The sequence below is a fragment of the Stenotrophomonas sp. SAU14A_NAIMI4_5 genome (assembly GCF_003086795.1).
Lineage (GTDB): Bacteria > Pseudomonadota > Gammaproteobacteria > Xanthomonadales > Xanthomonadaceae > Stenotrophomonas.
In genome coordinates this window covers 3,638,764-3,654,948 of sequence record NZ_CP026003.1, presented here as the reverse complement: position 1 = coordinate 3,654,948, position 16,185 = coordinate 3,638,764, and the positions used below count along the sequence as shown (strand labels likewise).

At 67.9% G+C, this 16,185-nt stretch carries 21 protein-coding genes and 1 other RNA gene; 9 read left to right on the top strand and 13 right to left on the bottom strand.

Annotated elements, in window-relative coordinates:
- Positions 1-12: 12 nt before the first annotated feature.
- Together C1925_RS16875 and C1925_RS16870 are read left to right on the top strand one after the other, a co-directional pair.
- Positions 13-675 carry a serine/threonine-protein kinase gene (locus C1925_RS16875; protein WP_108769898.1) on the top strand — a complete coding sequence of 221 codons (663 nt, stop codon included), beginning with the start codon at positions 13-15 and terminating at the stop codon, positions 673-675.
- On the top strand, positions 672-1,178 hold the full coding sequence (locus C1925_RS16870; protein ID WP_108769897.1) for a DUF2867 domain-containing protein: 507 nt from the start codon (positions 672-674) through the stop codon (positions 1,176-1,178). The genes C1925_RS16875 and C1925_RS16870 overlap by 4 nt, the downstream gene beginning before the upstream one ends.
- Position 1,179: 1 nt before the next feature.
- Here C1925_RS16870 and C1925_RS16865 read toward each other — a convergent pair whose 3' ends face one another.
- Complete coding sequence (locus C1925_RS16865) at positions 1,180-1,863, bottom strand: hypothetical protein (protein ID WP_108769896.1); 684 nt, start codon at positions 1,861-1,863, stop codon at positions 1,180-1,182.
- A 108-nt stretch (positions 1,864-1,971) separates the two neighbouring features.
- Here C1925_RS16865 and C1925_RS16860 point away from each other — a divergent pair, with 108 nt between their 5' ends.
- The 3 genes from C1925_RS16860 to C1925_RS16850 all read left to right on the top strand — a co-directional run bounded on the left by C1925_RS16860 (position 1,972) and on the right by C1925_RS16850 (position 4,874).
- Positions 1,972-2,790 carry an NAD(P)-dependent oxidoreductase gene (locus C1925_RS16860; protein WP_108769895.1) on the top strand — a complete coding sequence of 273 codons (819 nt, stop codon included), beginning with the start codon at positions 1,972-1,974 and terminating at the stop codon, positions 2,788-2,790.
- A 110-nt stretch (positions 2,791-2,900) separates the two neighbouring features.
- Entirely contained in the window at positions 2,901-3,890 is a 990-nt protein-coding gene (locus C1925_RS16855; RefSeq protein WP_254051340.1) for a YiiG family protein, read from the top strand.
- 33 nt (positions 3,891-3,923) lie between these two features.
- Positions 3,924-4,874, top strand: a complete 951-nt coding sequence (locus C1925_RS16850; protein ID WP_108769893.1) for a YiiG family protein — start codon at positions 3,924-3,926, stop codon at positions 4,872-4,874.
- 137 nt (positions 4,875-5,011) lie between these two features.
- Here the strand turns inward: C1925_RS16850 and C1925_RS16845 are convergent, their stop codons facing one another.
- The gene (locus tag C1925_RS16845; protein ID WP_108769892.1) at positions 5,012-5,884 is read right to left on the bottom strand and encodes an ion transporter; all 873 of its coding nucleotides are present in this window, start codon (positions 5,882-5,884) and stop codon (positions 5,012-5,014) included.
- A gap of 63 nt (positions 5,885-5,947) precedes the next feature.
- On the opposite strand from C1925_RS16845, the gene C1925_RS16840 reads away from it, so the two are divergent.
- Positions 5,948-7,174, top strand: a complete 1,227-nt coding sequence (locus C1925_RS16840) for an acetylornithine transaminase (protein ID WP_108769891.1) — start codon at positions 5,948-5,950, stop codon at positions 7,172-7,174.
- Positions 7,175-7,278: 104 nt separating this feature from the next.
- On the opposite strand, the gene C1925_RS16835 is transcribed toward C1925_RS16840, so the two are convergent.
- The gene (locus C1925_RS16835) at positions 7,279-7,881 is read right to left on the bottom strand and encodes an HAD-IA family hydrolase (RefSeq protein ID WP_108769890.1); all 603 of its coding nucleotides are present in this window, start codon (positions 7,879-7,881) and stop codon (positions 7,279-7,281) included.
- Between the two features lie 122 nt (positions 7,882-8,003).
- Between C1925_RS16835 and azu the strand changes: the two genes are divergently transcribed.
- Positions 8,004-8,453, top strand: a complete 450-nt coding sequence (azu, locus tag C1925_RS16830) for an azurin (RefSeq protein WP_108769889.1) — start codon at positions 8,004-8,006, stop codon at positions 8,451-8,453.
- Between the two features lie 474 nt (positions 8,454-8,927).
- Here the strand turns inward: azu and hemL are convergent, their stop codons facing one another.
- On the bottom strand, positions 8,928-10,217 hold the full coding sequence (gene hemL / locus C1925_RS16825; RefSeq protein ID WP_108769888.1) for a glutamate-1-semialdehyde 2,1-aminomutase: 1,290 nt from the start codon (positions 10,215-10,217) through the stop codon (positions 8,928-8,930).
- A gap of 16 nt (positions 10,218-10,233) precedes the next feature.
- Complete coding sequence (gene thiE / locus C1925_RS16820; protein ID WP_108769887.1) at positions 10,234-10,860, bottom strand: thiamine phosphate synthase; 627 nt, start codon at positions 10,858-10,860, stop codon at positions 10,234-10,236.
- Positions 10,861-10,894: 34 nt separating this feature from the next.
- Here thiE and C1925_RS16815 point away from each other — a divergent pair, with 34 nt between their 5' ends.
- Positions 10,895-11,119, top strand: a complete 225-nt coding sequence (locus C1925_RS16815; protein ID WP_108769886.1) for a rubredoxin — start codon at positions 10,895-10,897, stop codon at positions 11,117-11,119.
- 1 nt (position 11,120) lies between these two features.
- On the opposite strand, the gene C1925_RS16810 is transcribed toward C1925_RS16815, so the two are convergent.
- The 8 genes from C1925_RS16810 to C1925_RS16775 all read right to left on the bottom strand — a co-directional run bounded on the left by C1925_RS16810 (position 11,121) and on the right by C1925_RS16775 (position 15,483).
- Positions 11,121-11,966 carry a SirB1 family protein gene (locus tag C1925_RS16810; RefSeq protein WP_108769885.1) on the bottom strand — a complete coding sequence of 282 codons (846 nt, stop codon included), beginning with the start codon at positions 11,964-11,966 and terminating at the stop codon, positions 11,121-11,123.
- Positions 11,967-12,397: 431 nt separating this feature from the next.
- A complete protein-coding gene (locus C1925_RS16805) occupies positions 12,398-12,841 on the bottom strand; it encodes a DUF192 domain-containing protein (RefSeq protein ID WP_108769884.1) in 444 nt (147 codons plus the stop codon).
- 20 nt (positions 12,842-12,861) lie between these two features.
- Complete coding sequence (gene rpiA / locus C1925_RS16800) at positions 12,862-13,509, bottom strand: ribose-5-phosphate isomerase RpiA (RefSeq protein WP_108769883.1); 648 nt, start codon at positions 13,507-13,509, stop codon at positions 12,862-12,864.
- Positions 13,510-13,531: 22 nt separating this feature from the next.
- Positions 13,532-14,011, bottom strand: coding sequence for an EVE domain-containing protein (locus C1925_RS16795; RefSeq protein ID WP_108769882.1), 480 nt, complete (start codon positions 14,009-14,011; stop codon positions 13,532-13,534).
- Complete coding sequence (locus C1925_RS16790) at positions 14,008-14,601, bottom strand: 5-formyltetrahydrofolate cyclo-ligase (RefSeq protein WP_108769881.1); 594 nt, start codon at positions 14,599-14,601, stop codon at positions 14,008-14,010. The genes C1925_RS16795 and C1925_RS16790 overlap by 4 nt, the downstream gene beginning before the upstream one ends.
- An 84-nt stretch (positions 14,602-14,685) precedes the next feature.
- A non-coding RNA gene (ssrS, locus tag C1925_RS16785) (6S RNA) lies at positions 14,686-14,871 on the bottom strand.
- Between the two features lie 97 nt (positions 14,872-14,968).
- Positions 14,969-15,265, bottom strand: a complete 297-nt coding sequence (locus tag C1925_RS16780) for a cell division protein ZapA (RefSeq protein WP_108769880.1) — start codon at positions 15,263-15,265, stop codon at positions 14,969-14,971.
- Entirely contained in the window at positions 15,262-15,483 is a 222-nt protein-coding gene (locus C1925_RS16775) for a TIGR02449 family protein (protein ID WP_108769879.1), read from the bottom strand. Before C1925_RS16775 ends, C1925_RS16780 begins: the two co-directional genes overlap by 4 nt.
- Positions 15,484-15,634: 151 nt before the next feature.
- On the opposite strand from C1925_RS16775, the gene C1925_RS16770 reads away from it, so the two are divergent.
- Positions 15,635-16,183, top strand: a complete 549-nt coding sequence (locus tag C1925_RS16770; protein ID WP_108769878.1) for a UPF0149 family protein — start codon at positions 15,635-15,637, stop codon at positions 16,181-16,183.
- Positions 16,184-16,185: the final 2 nt, after the last annotated feature.

The window sequence follows — 16,185 nt, the reverse complement described above, 5'->3', positions numbered from 1 at the left end:
TAGAATGGGCGCATGCCGCACTCGACCGACGCTCCAACGCATGCCCTGAAGGCCGACAGCTTCGGCCGCATCATGCTTGTGCAGGGGCCGCAGGGCCCCTTCGTACGCCGCGACCTGGGCGCAACGCCGCTGTGGCTGCGCGTGCCGGCGTGGTGGCTGGCACGCCGCGAAGCACGCGCGCTGCGGCATATCGAGGGCATGGCCGACGTGCCGCAGCTGCTGGACTGGGATGGCCGCCATCTCGACCGCAGCTTCATGGCCGGCGATGCCATGTACCAGCGTCCGCCGCGTGGCGACCTGGCCTGGTTCCGTGCCGCGCGGCGCCTGCTGCAGCAGCTGCACCGGCGCGGCGTGGCCCATAACGACCTGGCCAAGGAGGCCAACTGGCTGGTGACCGAAGACGGCCGCCCGGCGCTGATCGACTTCCAGCTGGCGGTGATCGGCAACCCGCGCTCGCGCTGGATGCGCCTGCTGGCCCGCGAAGACCTGCGTCACCTGCTCAAGCACAAGCGCATGTACTGCCGCGAGTCGCTCACCCCGGTGGAGAAGCGCGTGCTCAAGCGCACCTCCTGGGTGCGCGAGCTGTGGTTCGCCACCGGCAAGCCGGTCTACCGCTTCGTCACCCGCCGCATCCTGCATTGGGAAGACAACGAAGGGCAGGGGCCGAAGCCGTGACCGCCGCGCAGGTGGTGACCGCGCCGCCGAGTGCGGCCAGCGTGCTGCGCGCGCAGCTGCCCGGCGCCAGCTTCGTGCACGCCTGCCAGGTCCATACCCGTCGCGATGGCCGCAGCGCGTTGCAGGCATACCGCGATATGGCCGCGACCATCCCCGGCTGGTTCGATGGCCTGATGGCGCTGCGCAACCGCGGCATGCGCCTGCTCGGCATGAAGGACCTGGGCTCGTTGCGCGCGGTGCAGGACACCACCGCGCCGCGACCGGGCCAGCGGCTGGGCATCTTCACCCTGCAGTCGCTGGATGAGGATGCCATCGTGCTGGAGGACAACGACCGCCACCTGCGTGTGCAGCTGGCGCTGCAGTGGCAGGGTGACGTGCTGGAAGTGGCCACCGTCGTGCATACCCACAACGCGTTTGGGCGGTTCTACATGCTGCCGGTGGCGCCGGTGCATCGATGGATCGTGCCGCACCTTCTGAAGAAGCAGGTGCAGGCGTACGGTTGATTCAATGCCGCGCCGCCGGCACCACCTGCTGGCCGATGAAGTTGCGCTTGCCATCGAAGTCATAACCGATCTGCAACTGGCCGACATCCGGGCAGGCATGGCAGTCGCGCAGCGGCGTGCGGTACAGCAGGCGGATGCCGCCGCCATCGAGCGGTGCCGTGCCTGCTGCCTGTGCGGGCGCGAACGGCGTGGCCTGCGGATGCGCGGCCAGCACCGCCTGTACCCCCGGGTCGGCGCGCAGGGTGTCGTCCAGCTGCACCGCGTCGACATCGATGCGCTTGCCGCCGGCATCCACCAGGCGCGTGCCCTCGTTGGTGTTGGCGCGGAACGGATACTCCACCGTGGCCACGCCCAGGCCATCGTGTTCATGCCAGGCCGTCACGTAGGCCAACTCGCCGCCGGTGGACAGCTGGTCTGCAGCGGCCACGGCATCGGCGCTGGCGCCGGCGGACTTCATCGTCTCGGCCAGGCACTCGCGCGTTGCGCTGTTCTCACCCTGGCGGCAGGCGTTGAGGTCGCCATCCCAGACCACCGACTCGCTCCAGCGCAGTGAGCCATCGGCGGCCTTGTTGGCGGCGGGCGCATCACCCGTGGCAGGTTCGGTGCCGGGTTCCGGCGCACGGCCCTGGCAGGCGGTGAGCAGGGCCAGGCCCAGGGCAGGCAGCAGCAGGCGGGAACGGCGCATGGCGTGTACCTCGTGCGTGTGACCGGGGCGCCAGTATCGTCAACGCGCGGTGAACTCCGCGTCGGCGCGGCATACTAGCGGCTCATTGCATACGCTGGAGTGTGGAACGTGGGCAGTCTGCAGGGTAAAACCCTTTTCATCACCGGTGCCTCGCGTGGTATCGGCCTGGCCATCGCACTGCGCGCGGCGCGCGACGGCGCCAACGTGGCCATCGCCGCGAAGTCGTCGGTGCCCAACCCGAAGCTGCCGGGCACCATCCACAGCGCCGCCGAAGCCGTGACCGCGGCCGGCGGCCAGGGCCTCGCCCTGAAGTGCGACATCCGCGAAGAGGACCAGGTGAAGGCGGCCGTGGCCGCGACGGTGGATACCTTCGGTGGCATCGACATCCTCATCAACAACGCCAGCGCGATCTGGCTGCGCGGCGTGCTGGATACGCCGATGAAGCGGTTCGACCTGATGCAGCAGGTCAATTCGCGCGGCAGTTTCCTGTGCGCGCAGGCCTGCCTGCCGTACCTGCTGCAGGCGCCCAATCCGCACATCCTCACCCTGGCCCCGCCGCCCAGCCTGGAACCGAAGTGGTGGGGCCCGCATACCGGCTACACGCTGGCCAAGATGGGCATGAGCTTCGTCACCCTGGGCCTGGCTGCGGAGTTCGGCCCGCAGGGCGTGGCGGTCAATGCGCTGTGGCCGCGCACCGTCATCGCCACCGATGCGATCAACATGATCCCCGGCGTCGATGCGGCGGGCTGCCGTACGCCGCAGATCATGGCCGATGCCGCGCATGCGGTGCTGGTGCGCGAGGCCGCCGGTTTCCACGGCCGCTTCCTGATTGATGACGAGGTGCTGGGCGAAGCCGGGCTGACCGATCTGTCCGGGTATGCCGTGGACGCGTCGCGTCCGCTGCTGCCGGACCTGTTCCTGGATTGATCGGCGGCGCGTGCTTCTGAGGCAGTGGTCAAGGATGGCCACTGCCCGGGTTGGGTAGAATGGGTGGCTGGAATCGTTTTCATCAACTCTCTCAACAAGGAAGTTTCCCTATGCGACCGATGCTTCGTGCGGCCACCCTGGCTGCTTCGCTGTCCCTTGTCCTGGCCGGCTGTGGTGGCAAGCCTGCGGCCCCGGCCGATGCCGCCGACACTGCAGGCAAGGGCGAGACCGCCGCCGTCGACACCGACAGCGACCAGGCCCTGATGGGCAAGCTCAACGGCTACATCGAGTGCTACAACGATGTGGACCGCAAGATCCACGCGGGCATCGGCCCGTACACGGTGTGGATGAAGGACCCCAAGGCCGGCCCGACCGGTCGCGAGGAACGCCCGATTGGTCCGCCGGACCTGACCGCCAGCGACCTCAAAGGCTGCGACAAGACGCTGCCGGAAGCCATCGCCGCGCAGCCGTCGCTGCCGGAGCTGGACAAGGCCGCGCAGGGCTATCTCGATGCACTGCATGCACTGCAGCCGATCACCCACGAAGCGGCCGACTACTACCAGCGTGATGACTACGAAGACGATGGCTTCGCGCGCGGCAAGGCGCTGCATGCGCCGTTGATGTCTGCATTCGGTACCTTCGTCGAAGCCAGCAGCGTGTTCAGCGACGCGCTGGATGCCGAGAACGATCGCCTGCAGGATTCGCAGCTGGCCAAGGTGGAAGCGCAGGAAGGCCGCACCCGCAATTTCTACCGCCTGGCGATCATGCGCGATGCCAAGGCGCTGATGGACCTGATGGCTGAAGACAGCTTCGACGTGGCCGAAGCGCGCCGGCGCCTGGATGCGTTCAACGCGATCTCCGACGAGGCCCATGCCAAGGTGGCCGAGCAGGAGCCGGGCAAGCTGGACTGGAACAGCTTCGAGCGCACCGCCGAGAATTTCCGCCGTGAGAGCAAGGAGCGCCTGAAGCGCGTTGCGGAGAAGACACCGTACAGCGATATCGAGCGGCGCATGCTGGACACCACCATGGCACCGCATGGCTCGCCGGGCAAGCTGATGCAGGAATACAACTCACTGGTATTCCAGAGCAACCGCCAATAAGGCGGTGCTCTTTTTTTTCTGCAAGGAACTGAATTGAACGCTTCTGTACGTGTACTGCCGGTGCTGCTGCTGGGTGCCGTGGCCGGCCTGGTCGGCTGCAACAAATCCACCGGCCTGTCGCTGGCCGATCCCAGCCTGGCCAAGGTCAACGCCTACATCGAGTGCTACAACGGCGTCGAGCAGCCCATCCACGAGGGCTTCGAGACGTACACCGGCTGGATCAAGGATGTCGAAGCCGGCCCGACCGGCAAGGAAGCGCAGCCGCGTTCGCCGGGCAAGGTGCTGTCGCACCGCGTGGAGTACTGCGGCCAGCCGCTGACCGACGCGCTGGCGATGACGCCGGCGATCCCGATGGATGCGCCGGTGCGTGATTACCAGCAGGCCTTCCAGGCCCTGTACGCGAAGATCGAGCAGGCCGATGGCTACTTCAGCCGCGAGGAGTTCCGTCGCGATGGCGGCGAAGGCATGCGCAGCCAGCACGCACCGCTGATGCAGGCCTATGCGGCCTTCTTCAAGGCCAGCGACGCACTGGACGTGGCGCTGGAAAAGAACGAGGAAGAGCGCCGTGCCGCGCAGCTGAAGCAGATCGAAGAGAGTGAGGGCCGTTCGCCGGCTTACTACCACCTGCGCCTGGTCGGCGACGGCAAGCAGCTTGCGGTGGCCTTCCAGGATGAAAAGCCTGACGTCGCCGCGCTGCGCACGCGCGTGGCGGATTACGAGGCACTGGTGAAGGAAATGCAGGCCGCCGGCATCGGCAAGGACGACCCGATTTGGGGCCATGTGCAGCGCTCGGCCGACATGCTGATCCGCAAGGCCGGCCGTGGCATCGAACGCATCGAGCAGGGCAAGCCGATCAGCGCCGAAGGTCTGGCCGCCGAGCGCAAGGCATCGGGCAGCTGGCTCACTTCGGCCCCGGAAGGCGCGCAGTCGGACATCCTGGACGCGTACAACGACCTGGTGACCACCAGCAATCGCATGCGTTGACGAGTACCGACTCTGGTGGGTGCTCATCCACGCATGGCATGGATCTACTGACTCTGGTGGGTGCGGACCGTTGGTCCGCACTGTACAGTTGCTCATCCACGCATGGCGTGGATCTACTGGGTCTGGACGGCGTGGATCTACCTGTTGAAGGTATCCGGCAGGGCACTGCCGCACCGGCGGCAATGGCGCGCGTCGGGCTCGTGGCCTTCCAGCCCGCACTGCGGGCAACCACGCGCATCCCGGCGCGCGGCCATGTCGGCCTCGCGCATGGTGCTGGCCAGCTCGGCGGTGTAGATGCCGGTGGGCACGGCGATGATGCTGTAACCGATCAGGATCAGCACCGAGGTGACGAAGCGGCCGAGCACGGTCTGCGGCACGATGTCGCCGAAGCCGACCGTGGCCATGGTCACCACTGCCCAGTACATGCTGGCCGGGATGTTGCTGAACCCATGCGCAGGGCCCTCGATGATGTACATCAGGGTGCCGGCGATGATCGTGATGGTGATGACCGTGAACAGGAACAGCAGGATCTTGCGCCGGCTGCGCCACAGCGACTGCAGCAGCACGCCGCTTTCCTCGATGTAGCGGGTCAGCTTGAGGATGCGGAACACCCGCAGCATGCGCAGCGCGCGCACCACCAGCAGGCTCTGCGCGCCGGGGATGAACAGTGACAGGTAGGCCGGCAGGATCGACAGCAGGTCGATGATGCCCCAGATGCTGACCGCGTAGCGCAACGGCCGCTTCACCACCGCCAGGCGCAGCAGGTACTCGATCGTGAACAGGGCGGTGAAGCCCCACTCGATGACGTACAGCCAGTCCGACCATGCCACGTGCAGGTGCTGCACGCTGTCGATCATCACCACCAGGATGCTGGCGATGATCGCCACCACCAGGATCAGGTCGAAATTGCGGGACGGCCGGGTGTCGTGGCGGTAGATGATGTCGAACCAGGTCCGGCGCCAGCCGGAAGCGGTGGCGGGGTTCAGCTGGGGGGCGGAAAACGGGCGCATCCGCACATTGTGCCGCAGGGGCTGGGGGGCGAGAATGGGGGTTCCTGAACCCAATCCACTGCCATGACCGCCGCTACCGATCCGTTGATCTCCCTGTCGCACTACTACCTGCCGGTGTACAAGCCCCGCCAGGTGGTGTTGGAGCGAGGCCAGGGCGCCCGCGTGTGGGACAGCCAGGGCCGCGAGTTCATCGACCTGGCCGCCGGCATCGCCGTGTGCGGGCTGGGCCATAACGACCCGGACCTGGTGGCTGCGCTGGTCGAGCAGGCCGGCAAGCTGTGGCACACCAGCAACGTCTTCTACAGCGCGCCGCCGCTGCACCTGGCCGAGGAACTGGTGCAGGCCAGCCGCTTCGCCGAGCGCGTGTTCCTGTGCAATTCCGGCGCCGAAGCCAACGAAGTGGCGATCAAGATGGTCCGCAAGTGGGCCTCCAGCAAGGGTCGCCCGGCCGACAAGCGCGTCATCATCACCTTCCGCGGCAGCTTCCACGGCCGCACCATGGGCGCGGTCACCGCCACCGCCCAGCCGAAGTACCAGGAAGGCTACGAGCCGCTGCCCGGTGGTTTCCGCTACATCGACTTCAACGATGAAGTGCAGCTGGAAACCGCGATGGCCGCCGGCGACGTCGCTGCGGTCATGCTCGAGCCGGTGCAGGGCGAGGGCGGCGTGATGCCGGCCAAGTCCGGCTTCCTCAAGCGCGTGCGTGAGCTGTGCGACCAGCACGATGCCCTGCTGGTGCTGGACGAGATCCAGGCCGGCATGGGCCGCACCGGCACCCTGTTCGCGCACTGGCAGGATGACGTGGTGCCGGACATGGTGACCCTGGCCAAGGCCCTCGGCGGCGGCTTCCCGATCGGCGCGATGCTGGCCGGCCCGAAGGTGGCCGAAACCATGCAGTTCGGCGCCCACGGCACCACCTTCGGTGGCAACCCGCTGGCCGCGGCCGTCGCCCGCGTGGCCCTGCGCAAGCTGGCCTCGCCGGAGATCGCCGCCAACGTCAGCCGCCAGTCGAAGGCGCTGCGCGATGGCTTTGACCGCATCAGCGAAGAGTTCAGCGTGTTCAGTGGCGTGCGTGGCCGCGGCCTGATGCTGGGCGCGGTGCTGAGCCCGGCCTTTGCCGGCCAGGCCGGTGCGATCCTCGACCATGCCGCCGACCAGGGCCTGCTGACCCTGCAGGCCGGCCCGGACGTGCTGCGCTTCGTGCCGTCGCTGAACATCACCGACGAAGAAGTGGCCGAAGGCCTCAAGCGCCTGCGCGCGGCCGTTGCCGCGTTCGTCGCCGCGCGCTGATGCTGACGCTGGGGTCAGAGCCCTCTCCGTGGGAGAGGGATCTGACCCCGATCATGACGCAGGGGTCGGATCCCTCTCCTGCGGAGAGGGCTCTGACCCCCGGATCATCGTACCGCGTAGCGCTTCAACACCTTCCCCAGCCCACGCCCGTCACGCACCGTTTCCGCGTGCAGGCCGGCCGCGCGTGCGCCGCGCACGTTGGCGAACAGGTCATCGACGAACAACGTGTGCGCAGGCGCAACCTGCAGCACGTCGAGCACGCGCTGGAACACCGCCGGCTGCGGTTTGCGCAGGCCGAAATCGGCACTGCAGAACACCCGCCCGTGCAACGCAGGAAACAGGCCCGGCAGCAGCTGGGGCAGTGCCTGCACCATCAGCGCGCCATTGTTGGTCAGTACCGCCAGCGGCGCCTGCAGGTGCTCCAGGCGCTGCAGCACCGCGTCCTGCGGATGGCTGGCGGCCTGGCGTGCGGCGATCCAGGTCTGCGCATCCACGCTGCGGCCCAGCAGTCGGCCAAGGCGTGCCAGATAGGTCGCGCCATCCAGCGCGCCGCTGTCGTGTGCCGCTTCCAGCCCACTGTCATACAGCGCCGCCTGCACGGCATCGGCGCTCACGTCCAGCGCCTGCGCCAGATGCAGCACGCGCTGCGCGCGCTGGTACTGCACCAGCACGCCATCCACATCGAGCAGCAACAGGTCGATCCGCATGGCCTGAGCATGCCATTGCCATAGAAGCGCGAACACCCCGGCGTGCGCATGCGACAGACGGTCGCAGCCGGTGGCGCATGGCCCTGCCTAGAATGGTCGGTGAACCCGCAGGAGACGCAACGATGAAGGCTTGGATGGTGGCAGTGGGACTGGGTGCGCTGATGCTGGCGCCGTCGGCGATGGCACGCGTGTGTGCGGTGAGCATCGACAGCACGGACCAGATGAGCTTCAGCACGCGCCAGATCAAGGTGGCTGCCGACTGCAGCGAAGTGGACCTGACCCTGCGCCACACCGGCAAGCTGGCGGCTACGGCGATGGGCCACAACTGGGTGCTGACCCGCACGGCCGACTACCAGCCGGTGGCGATGGCCGGCATGCGCATGACCCTGGCCGACAGTTACCTGCCCAAGGCCGACAAGCGCGTGCTGGCGCACACCAAGGTGATCGGCGGCGGCGAAACCGCGCGCGTGCGTTTCTCGACCAAGGGGCTGCAGAAGGGCGGCGATTACACCTTCTTCTGCTCGTTCCCCGGCCACTTCGCGATGATGAAGGGCAGCTTCGTTTTCGGTTGATTGCAGCCACGCATGGCGTGGCTCTACTGGTGGAACGGTGCGCGCAGCCTGGTAGATCCACGCCACGCGTGGATACGGTGCCCCGGCAATGCGTGGTAGATCCACGCCATGCGTGGATACGGTGCCCCGGCAATGCATGGTAGATCCACGCCATGCGTGGATACGGTGCCCCGGCAATGCGTGGTAGATCCACGCCATGCGTGGATGCCGTACCCCGGCAATGCATGGTAGATCCACGCCATGCGTGGATGCCGTACCCCGGCAATGCATGGTAGATCCACGCCATGCGTGGATGCCGTACCCCGGCAATGCATGGTAGATCCACGCCATGCGTGGATACGGTGCCCCGGCAATGCGTGGTAGATCCACGCCATGCGTGGATACGGTGCCCCGGCAATGCGTGGTAGATCCACGCCATGCGTGGATACGGTGCAAGGCGGTGCCAACCAGGGTTGGCACCAACCGGGCGTGGGCTCAGCCCTTGGCGGCCTTGAACGCGATGCGGGCAGCGGCCAGGGTGGCTTCGATCACGGCATCGTCGTGCGCGCTGGACATGAAGCCAGCCTCGTACGCCGACGGCGCCAGGAACACGCCCTGGTCCAGCATCGCGTGGAAGAAGCGGTTGAACGCCGGGATGTCACAGGCGGTGGCCTGCGCATAGGTCTCCACCTTTTCGCTGGTGAAGAACAGGCCGAACATCGCACCCACGCGGGTGGTGGTCACCGCCACGCCGGCTTCGGCGGCGGCCGCTTCCAGGCCCTCGCACAGGCGCGCGGTGCGTGCGGCCAGCTCGTCGTGGAAGCCCGGCTGCGAGACCAGTTCCAGCATCGCCAGGCCGGCGGCCATCGCCACCGGGTTGCCGCTCAGCGTGCCGGCCTGGTAGATCGGGCCGGCCGGGGCGATCTGCTGCATCAGCTCGCGGCGGCCGCCGTAGGCGCCCACCGGCATGCCGCCGCCGATGATCTTGCCGAAGGTGCTCAGGTCCGGGGTGATGCCGTAGTGCGCCTGCGCGCCGCCCAGGGCCACGCGGAAGCCGGTCATCACTTCATCGAAGATCAGCAGGGCGCCGTACTGCGTGCACAGCGCGCGCAGGTGCTGCAGGTAGCCGTCGCGCGGCGGGATGCAGTTGGCGTTGCCCACCACCGGTTCGATGATCAGGCCGGCGATCTCGCTGCCCTGTGCTTCGAACAGCGCGGTGGCGGCGTCGAAGTCGTTGTAGGGCAGGGTCAGGGTCAGCTCGCTCAGGCCGGCCGGCACGCCCGGCGAGGTCGGCACGCCCAGGGTCAACATGCCGCTGCCGGCCTTGACCAGGAACGAATCGCCGTGGCCGTGGTAGCAGCCTTCGAACTTGACGATGCGGTTGCGGCCGGTGGCGCCACGGGCCAGGCGGATGGCCGACAGCGTGGCCTCGGTGCCCGAGTTGACCATGCGCACCATCTCGCAGGACGGCACCAGGCGGGTGATGGTCTCGGCCATGGTCACTTCGGCCGCACACGGCGCGCCGAAGGACAGGCCGTTGTCGATGGCCTTCTTCACCGCCTGGCGCACGGCCGGGTGGTTGTGGCCGACGATCATCGGGCCCCAGGAACCGACGTAGTCGATGTAGCGGTTGCCGTCGACGTCGTACAGGTAGGCGCCATCGGCGCGCTCGACGAAGAACGGCTCGCCGCCGACGGACTTGAACGCGCGCACCGGCGAATTGACGCCACCCGGCAGCAGCTGCTGGGCGCGGGAGAACAGGGCGTGGGACTGGTCGTGGTTCATGGGGCTTTCCTGGGTGTTACGCGAACTGGGCGAGGAAGGCGCGCTGGGTCGCGACCGGGTCCTGCGCGGCATAGATGCCACTGACCACGGCCACCAGGTCGGCGCCGGCATCGATGATGGGACCGACATTGTCCGGCGTCAGGCCGCCGATCGCCACCCGCGGCACACCCAGTGCGGCGCTTTGCCGCAGCAGGTCGGTGTGGGCGCGGCTGCTGGTGACCTTGGTGGTGGTGGGGTAGAAGGCGCCGAAGGCCACGTAGCTGGCGCCAGCGGCCACGGCCTTTTCGGCGTTGGCCAGCTGGTCGTAGCAGGACGCGCCGATGATGGCGTCCGGGCCGAGCAGGGCGCGCGCGCTGGGGATGTCGCCGTCGGTGCCGCCCAGGTGCACGCCGGCCGCGCCCACGGCCTGGGCCAGTGCCGGGTCGTCGTTGATGATGAGCGGCACGCCGTGGACGGCGCACAGCGCCTGCAGGGCGACGGCCTGTTCCTGGCGCAGCGCGTCGCTGGCGGTCTTGTTGCGGTACTGCAGCCAGGTAGCACCGGCGGCCAGCAGCGGCGCCGTGCGCGCCAGCAGGCGTGCGGTATCGGGTTCATCCGGGGTGATCAGGTAGACGCCGCGGGGCGCCGGGGAAGCAGAAGTCATCGATGGCTACCGGTGAGTGGGCCGCGATGGGACAATGGCGGCCCGTGAATCCAGCCCTGATTATCCGATGAGCGACGCCACCCCCACCACCTTGCGTACCTGGATGTGCGTGGTCTGCGGCTTCATCTACCGCGAAGCGGACGGCCTGCCCGAAGAGGGCATCGCCCCGGGCACGCGCTGGGAGGACATTCCCGAGACCTGGACCTGCCCCGACTGCGGGGTGACCAAGGACGATTTCGAGATGGTCGAGATCGATTGACTCAATGCAGCCGGGGCATCGGCCCACCCAGGTCGATCAGCTTTTCGCGCAGCCACTGCGCATCGTTGGCCTCGGGGTTGCGGCGCAGGTACTGGCCCAGGTCGTGGCGGGCGCCGGCCACGTAATCCAGCTGCAGGTAGGCCAGGCCCCGGTCGCGCAGGGCATCGTCCTGTTCCGGGGCCAGCTTCAGCAGGCGGTCGGCACTGCGCGCGGCACGGTCCCACTCGCTGGCTTCGGCATACACGCCGTGCAGGTTGCGCAGCATGCGGATCAGGATCGCGCGGGTCGGCGCCGGGTCGAGGATCTGCGCCAGCACCTGGTCGTCCGGGGCCTGCCCGCCGAGGTGTGACTTGGCGCGCTCGCGCAGTTCGTCCACGTCCAGCGGGCGACCGCCGTTGAAAGGGTCCATCACCAGCACGCCGTCGTCCACCGGCAGGCGCACCAGGAAATGGCCGGGGAAGGACACGCCATCCAGCGGAATGCCCAGGCGCCGGGCGACTTCCATCTGCACCAGGGCCAGCGAGATGGGGTTGCCCAGCCGGCGCTCGAACACCTGGTTGAGGTAGCTGTTGCGCGGGTCGTAGTACTCCTGGTGGTCGCCGCTGTAGCCCAGTTCGTCGAACAGGTGGCGGTTGACCGCGGCCATCTTCAGCGGCCAGCGCTCGATGGTGTCCACTTCCGCGCGCAGGTGGTCGACATGGCTCTGCACCAGCGCGTCGTACACGCCGGGCTGCAGGTCGGGGTATTCATCGCGCGCGATCAGCAACGCGGTCGGCAACAGTGGCAGCGCCTCGTCATCGACGTCGGCCAGTGCATCCCAGTCGGGGAGTGTGATCCGGTCCTGCATGGCCACAGACTGGAGGCAATCGCAGGCGGTTTCAAGCGGTGTGGCGTGAAAAGAACCGCGCCATGAAGAAACGGGGTCAGAGCCCTTTCGCGCGCGAAAGGGATCTGACCCCGAGAGATTGCAGCCAACTGTCAGAGGCGGGGCGGTGTGGGCTTGCAGGACCGCAGGCGCCATGGATGGCGCCTACGAGCCCCCATGGGTGAGGGCGCTTTGCTTGCGAAGCACTGCTTCGCAAGCGCCCGAACGCCCAGCCGCCAGCGGCTGGGCCGGACCCCGGAGGGGGGTTTACGGCGTGTCCTGCAAGCCCACACCGTCACGCCATCCCACGGAATGCACGATTTTGCCGTTGCCGTTGCCGTTGCCGTTGCCGTTGCCGTTGCCGGCCAGCGGCCGGCACTACCCGCGGGTGCCGGGCGCAGCCCGGCCAACCCTTATTTCTCGATGCCCGGGCCGAAGGTCAGCGGCGTGCCGTCCTTCAGCTTCAGCTTCTCGGCCTGGCCGGCGTTGAGCTCCAGCACGTAACGCGCCGGGCCACCGCTCGGGTAGGGCGGGCACATGTCGCCGGCCGAGCACGGCGGCACGTCGCGCTGCTGGCTGACCAGCTTGCGCTCGCTGTCGAAGTACAGGATGTCCAGCGCGATCTTGGTGTTCTTCATCCAGTACGCCTGCATTTCCTCGCGGTCGTGGATGAAGAGCATGCCGTTGTCGGCCGGCATCTGGTCGCGGAACATCAGCCCGCGGGCGCGGGTTTCATCATTGGTGGCCAGCTCCACCTGGTAACGGGCGCCGTCCAGCTCCACCCAGTGGCGGGCGGCATCGGTGGCGCAGCCGGTCAGGGCCAGCAGGGGGAGGATCAGCAGCGAGCGCAGCGACATGTCAGCGTCCTTCGGGAAATTCAGAGCACGACCGGCGGTTCGCCGCCGACGATCACCACATCGGCGCGACGGCGCGCGAACAGGCCGACGCAGACCACGCCCGGCAGCTGGTTGAGCTCGCGCTCCAGCTTTTCCGGATCGGTGATCTCCAGGTTGTGGATGTCCAGGATCTGGTTGCCGTTGTCGGTCACCACGCCCTCGCGCCAGCTCGGCTGGCCGCCGGTCATGTCGCGGATCTGGCGGGCCACCAGGCTGCGCGCCATCGGGATCACTTCCACCGGCAGCGGGAACCTGCCCAGCACCGGCACCTGCTTGCTCGGGTCGACGATGCAGACGAAGCGCTCGCTGGCCTCGGCGATGATCTTCTCGCGGGTCAGCGCGGCGCCACCGCCCTTGATCAGGCACTTGTTGGCATCGCACTCATCGGCGCCGTCCACGTACAGCGACAGGCTGCCGGCGTGGTTCAGTTCGATCACCTCGATGCCGTGCTGCTTCAGGCGGGCGGTGCTCTGTTCGGAACTGGACACCGCGCCCTTGATGCGGTGCTGGATGCGGGCCAGGGCATCGATGAAGTAGGCAACGGTGGAACCGGTGCCGACGCCGACGATCATGCCGTCCTGGACGTATTCGATGGCTTTCTCGGCGGCAAGGCGCTTGGCTTCGGACATGGGAGGACTCTCAGGCAGGGAATCAGGATTTCTTTTCGAGCGACAGCAGCAGCTTCCACTGCGCGGCCGTCACCGGGAACACCGACAGGCGGTTGCCCCTGGCAACCAGCGGGAAGCCCTCGCCGAGTTCGTCGGCGTGCAGCTTGATCTCGTCCAGCGCGATCACCTGCTTCAGCTTGCGCTCGAAGCCCACGTCCACCAGCATCCAGCGCGGGTTTTCGCGCGTGCTCTTGGGGTCGTGGTAATCGGACGTCGGGTCGAACTGGGTGTCGTCCGGGTAGGCCGCGCTGGCCACCGTGGCCAGGCCGACGATGCCCGGCACCTTTGTATTGGAGTGGTAGAACAGGATGCCGTCGCCGACCTGCATGCCATCGCGCATGAAGTTGCGCGCCTGGTAGTTGCGCACCCCGTTCCAGGGCTCGACCTTCACCTTGGCCAGGTCATCGATGGAAAAAGCGTCCGGTTCGGACTTCATCAGCCAATAGCGCTTGCGGGCGGTCATGCGTTCACGGGGGCAGCGGAGGGGAACAGGGTGCCGTCTTCGGTGCAGATCGCATCCACCGGCACGTCCCACGACGCCACCGGCAAGGACTCGACCTGCTGCACCGCGAACGCAGCACCGACCAGCCAGGGCGGCGCCGGCCGGTCGTGGCGGAAGGCGAAGCTGCGATCATACCAGCCGCCCCCCATGCCCAGCCGTCGGCACTGGCTGTCGAAGCCGACCAGCGGGGTCACCACCAGCGCCATCTGCGCCGGTTCCAGGGTGTCTTCCAGGGCCACGTCCGGTTCGGGAATGCCGTAGCGGTTGCTGGTCAGCGGCTGGCCGGGCCGCCACGGCGCGAAGCTCAGCACCTCGCCGGCCAGCACCGGCAGGCAGTAGGTCAGGCCTTCGGGCAGCTGCAGCTGCCAGCGGTGCAGGGCGATCTCGCCATCCAAGGCCCAGTAGCCGGCCACCGGGCCGGTGCGCGGGGCGAAGGGCAGGGCAAGCAGGGCATCGGCCAGCGATTCGGCGGCGGCGATGCGCGCGGGCGCGGAAAGATCGCGGCGGCGTTGCCGCAGGTCGTGGCGCAGGGCCTGGCGCGGGTCGGTCATGGCAGCGTGCGGCGGGGGAACAGCCGTCATTGTGCCGGAAAGAACAAGGGCGACGCCCGAAGACGCCGCCCTTGCTGGAATATTGCATTCTCCGCAATGTCGATGCATGCGAAACGACCTTGAACCCGGGGGCTCAAGTGGGAACGCTGGAGAACCATCGGGCTTCCCGCTACAAGGCGGACTTGCACTCCCGGCGCTGTCGCGCTCCCGGTGTCGTTCTTAAGGGACAAGGCGAATGTTTGCACATGCCGTCGAGTACCGCAGAGAACGCGTCGCCATTATAGCCAGCGCGCAGGATCTGGATAGGCCGTTCGTCGGCAACAGTACGTGCCAATTCAGTTATGAAAAGACGCGATGCGCGCGCTCCTCACGTGCTGCTGTCGATCGCGCGGTCCAGCCGCCGGTTCAGATCGGCCAGCGTCTGCTGCAGGGCCACCGCCTGGCGGGCGTTCTCGTCGCGCAGCAGCTGCAGCTCGTGGGCCAGGTTGAGCGCGGCCAGCACGGCCACGCGGTCGACGGCGGCCATCCGGTTGCTGCCGCGGATCTCGCGCATGCGCGCATCGAGCAGGCGCGCGGCGGCCATCAGGCTGTCGCGTTCATCGCCACCGACGCCCACCGTGTATTCACGATCGAGGATGCGGACACTGACCGGTTCGGCGCTCATGTGTGCTGCTCCAGGGATTTGAGCCGGCTGATCATCGCTTCCACCCGCGAGCGGGCCTGCTCGTTCTTGGCCAGCAGCGTCGAACGCTCGGTCACGAGCTGTTCCTGCTGGTGGCGCAGGCTGCGGTTCTCCTCGGCCAGGCGCTGGTTGCGTTCAAGCAACGCTTCCACGCGGGCGGCAAAGGCCTGCAACTGGGCAAGGGGGTCGGCGGGTTCCATGCCGCACGATAGGCAAGCCGGGCAAGGGCGGTCAAGCGTTGCCGCAGCAGGGCCGGGCTGCCACGGGGAGGACCCGGTTGGGTTGCTACACTACCGGGCTCACGGGCGCGCGCGTGCGCACCCCGGGTTTCCCTTACGAACGAGCCGCACGATGACCGAACTTCCCTCCGTCGACGACGTTTCCCGCGCCAGCCAGGAACTGGGCCTGGGCGCCACCGCTGCCGAGCTGCACGGCGGCCTGTGCGGCTGGCTGGCCGCCGGCGGCGCCCCCGGCAATGACTGGCCGGCACGCGTGCTGGCCGACGACAACCTGGCCCCGGTGCCTGACGGCAGTGCGCTGGCGCAGCTGCTGGAAGCCACCATCAAGCAGCTGGAAGACCGCGACTTCGCCTTCGAACTGCTGCTGACCGACAACGACGACGTGGCCGCGCAGGCCGACGCGATGTTCGCCTGGACCCGCAGCTTCCTCGGTGGCTTCGGCCTGGGCAGCGGCGGCCGCCGCCCGACCCTGTCGGAAGAGGGCGAGGAAGCGCTGACCGACATGGCGAGCCTGGCCCGTGCCTCCAGCGAGGATTTCGAGGCCGGTGGCGAGGACGACGACGAAGCCCTGTCCGAGATCGAGGAGTTCATCCGCGTGGCGGTCCTGCTGCTGCACGGTGACGTTGTGCTGGCCGCGCGCCACCGCCAGCGCCTGAACTGATG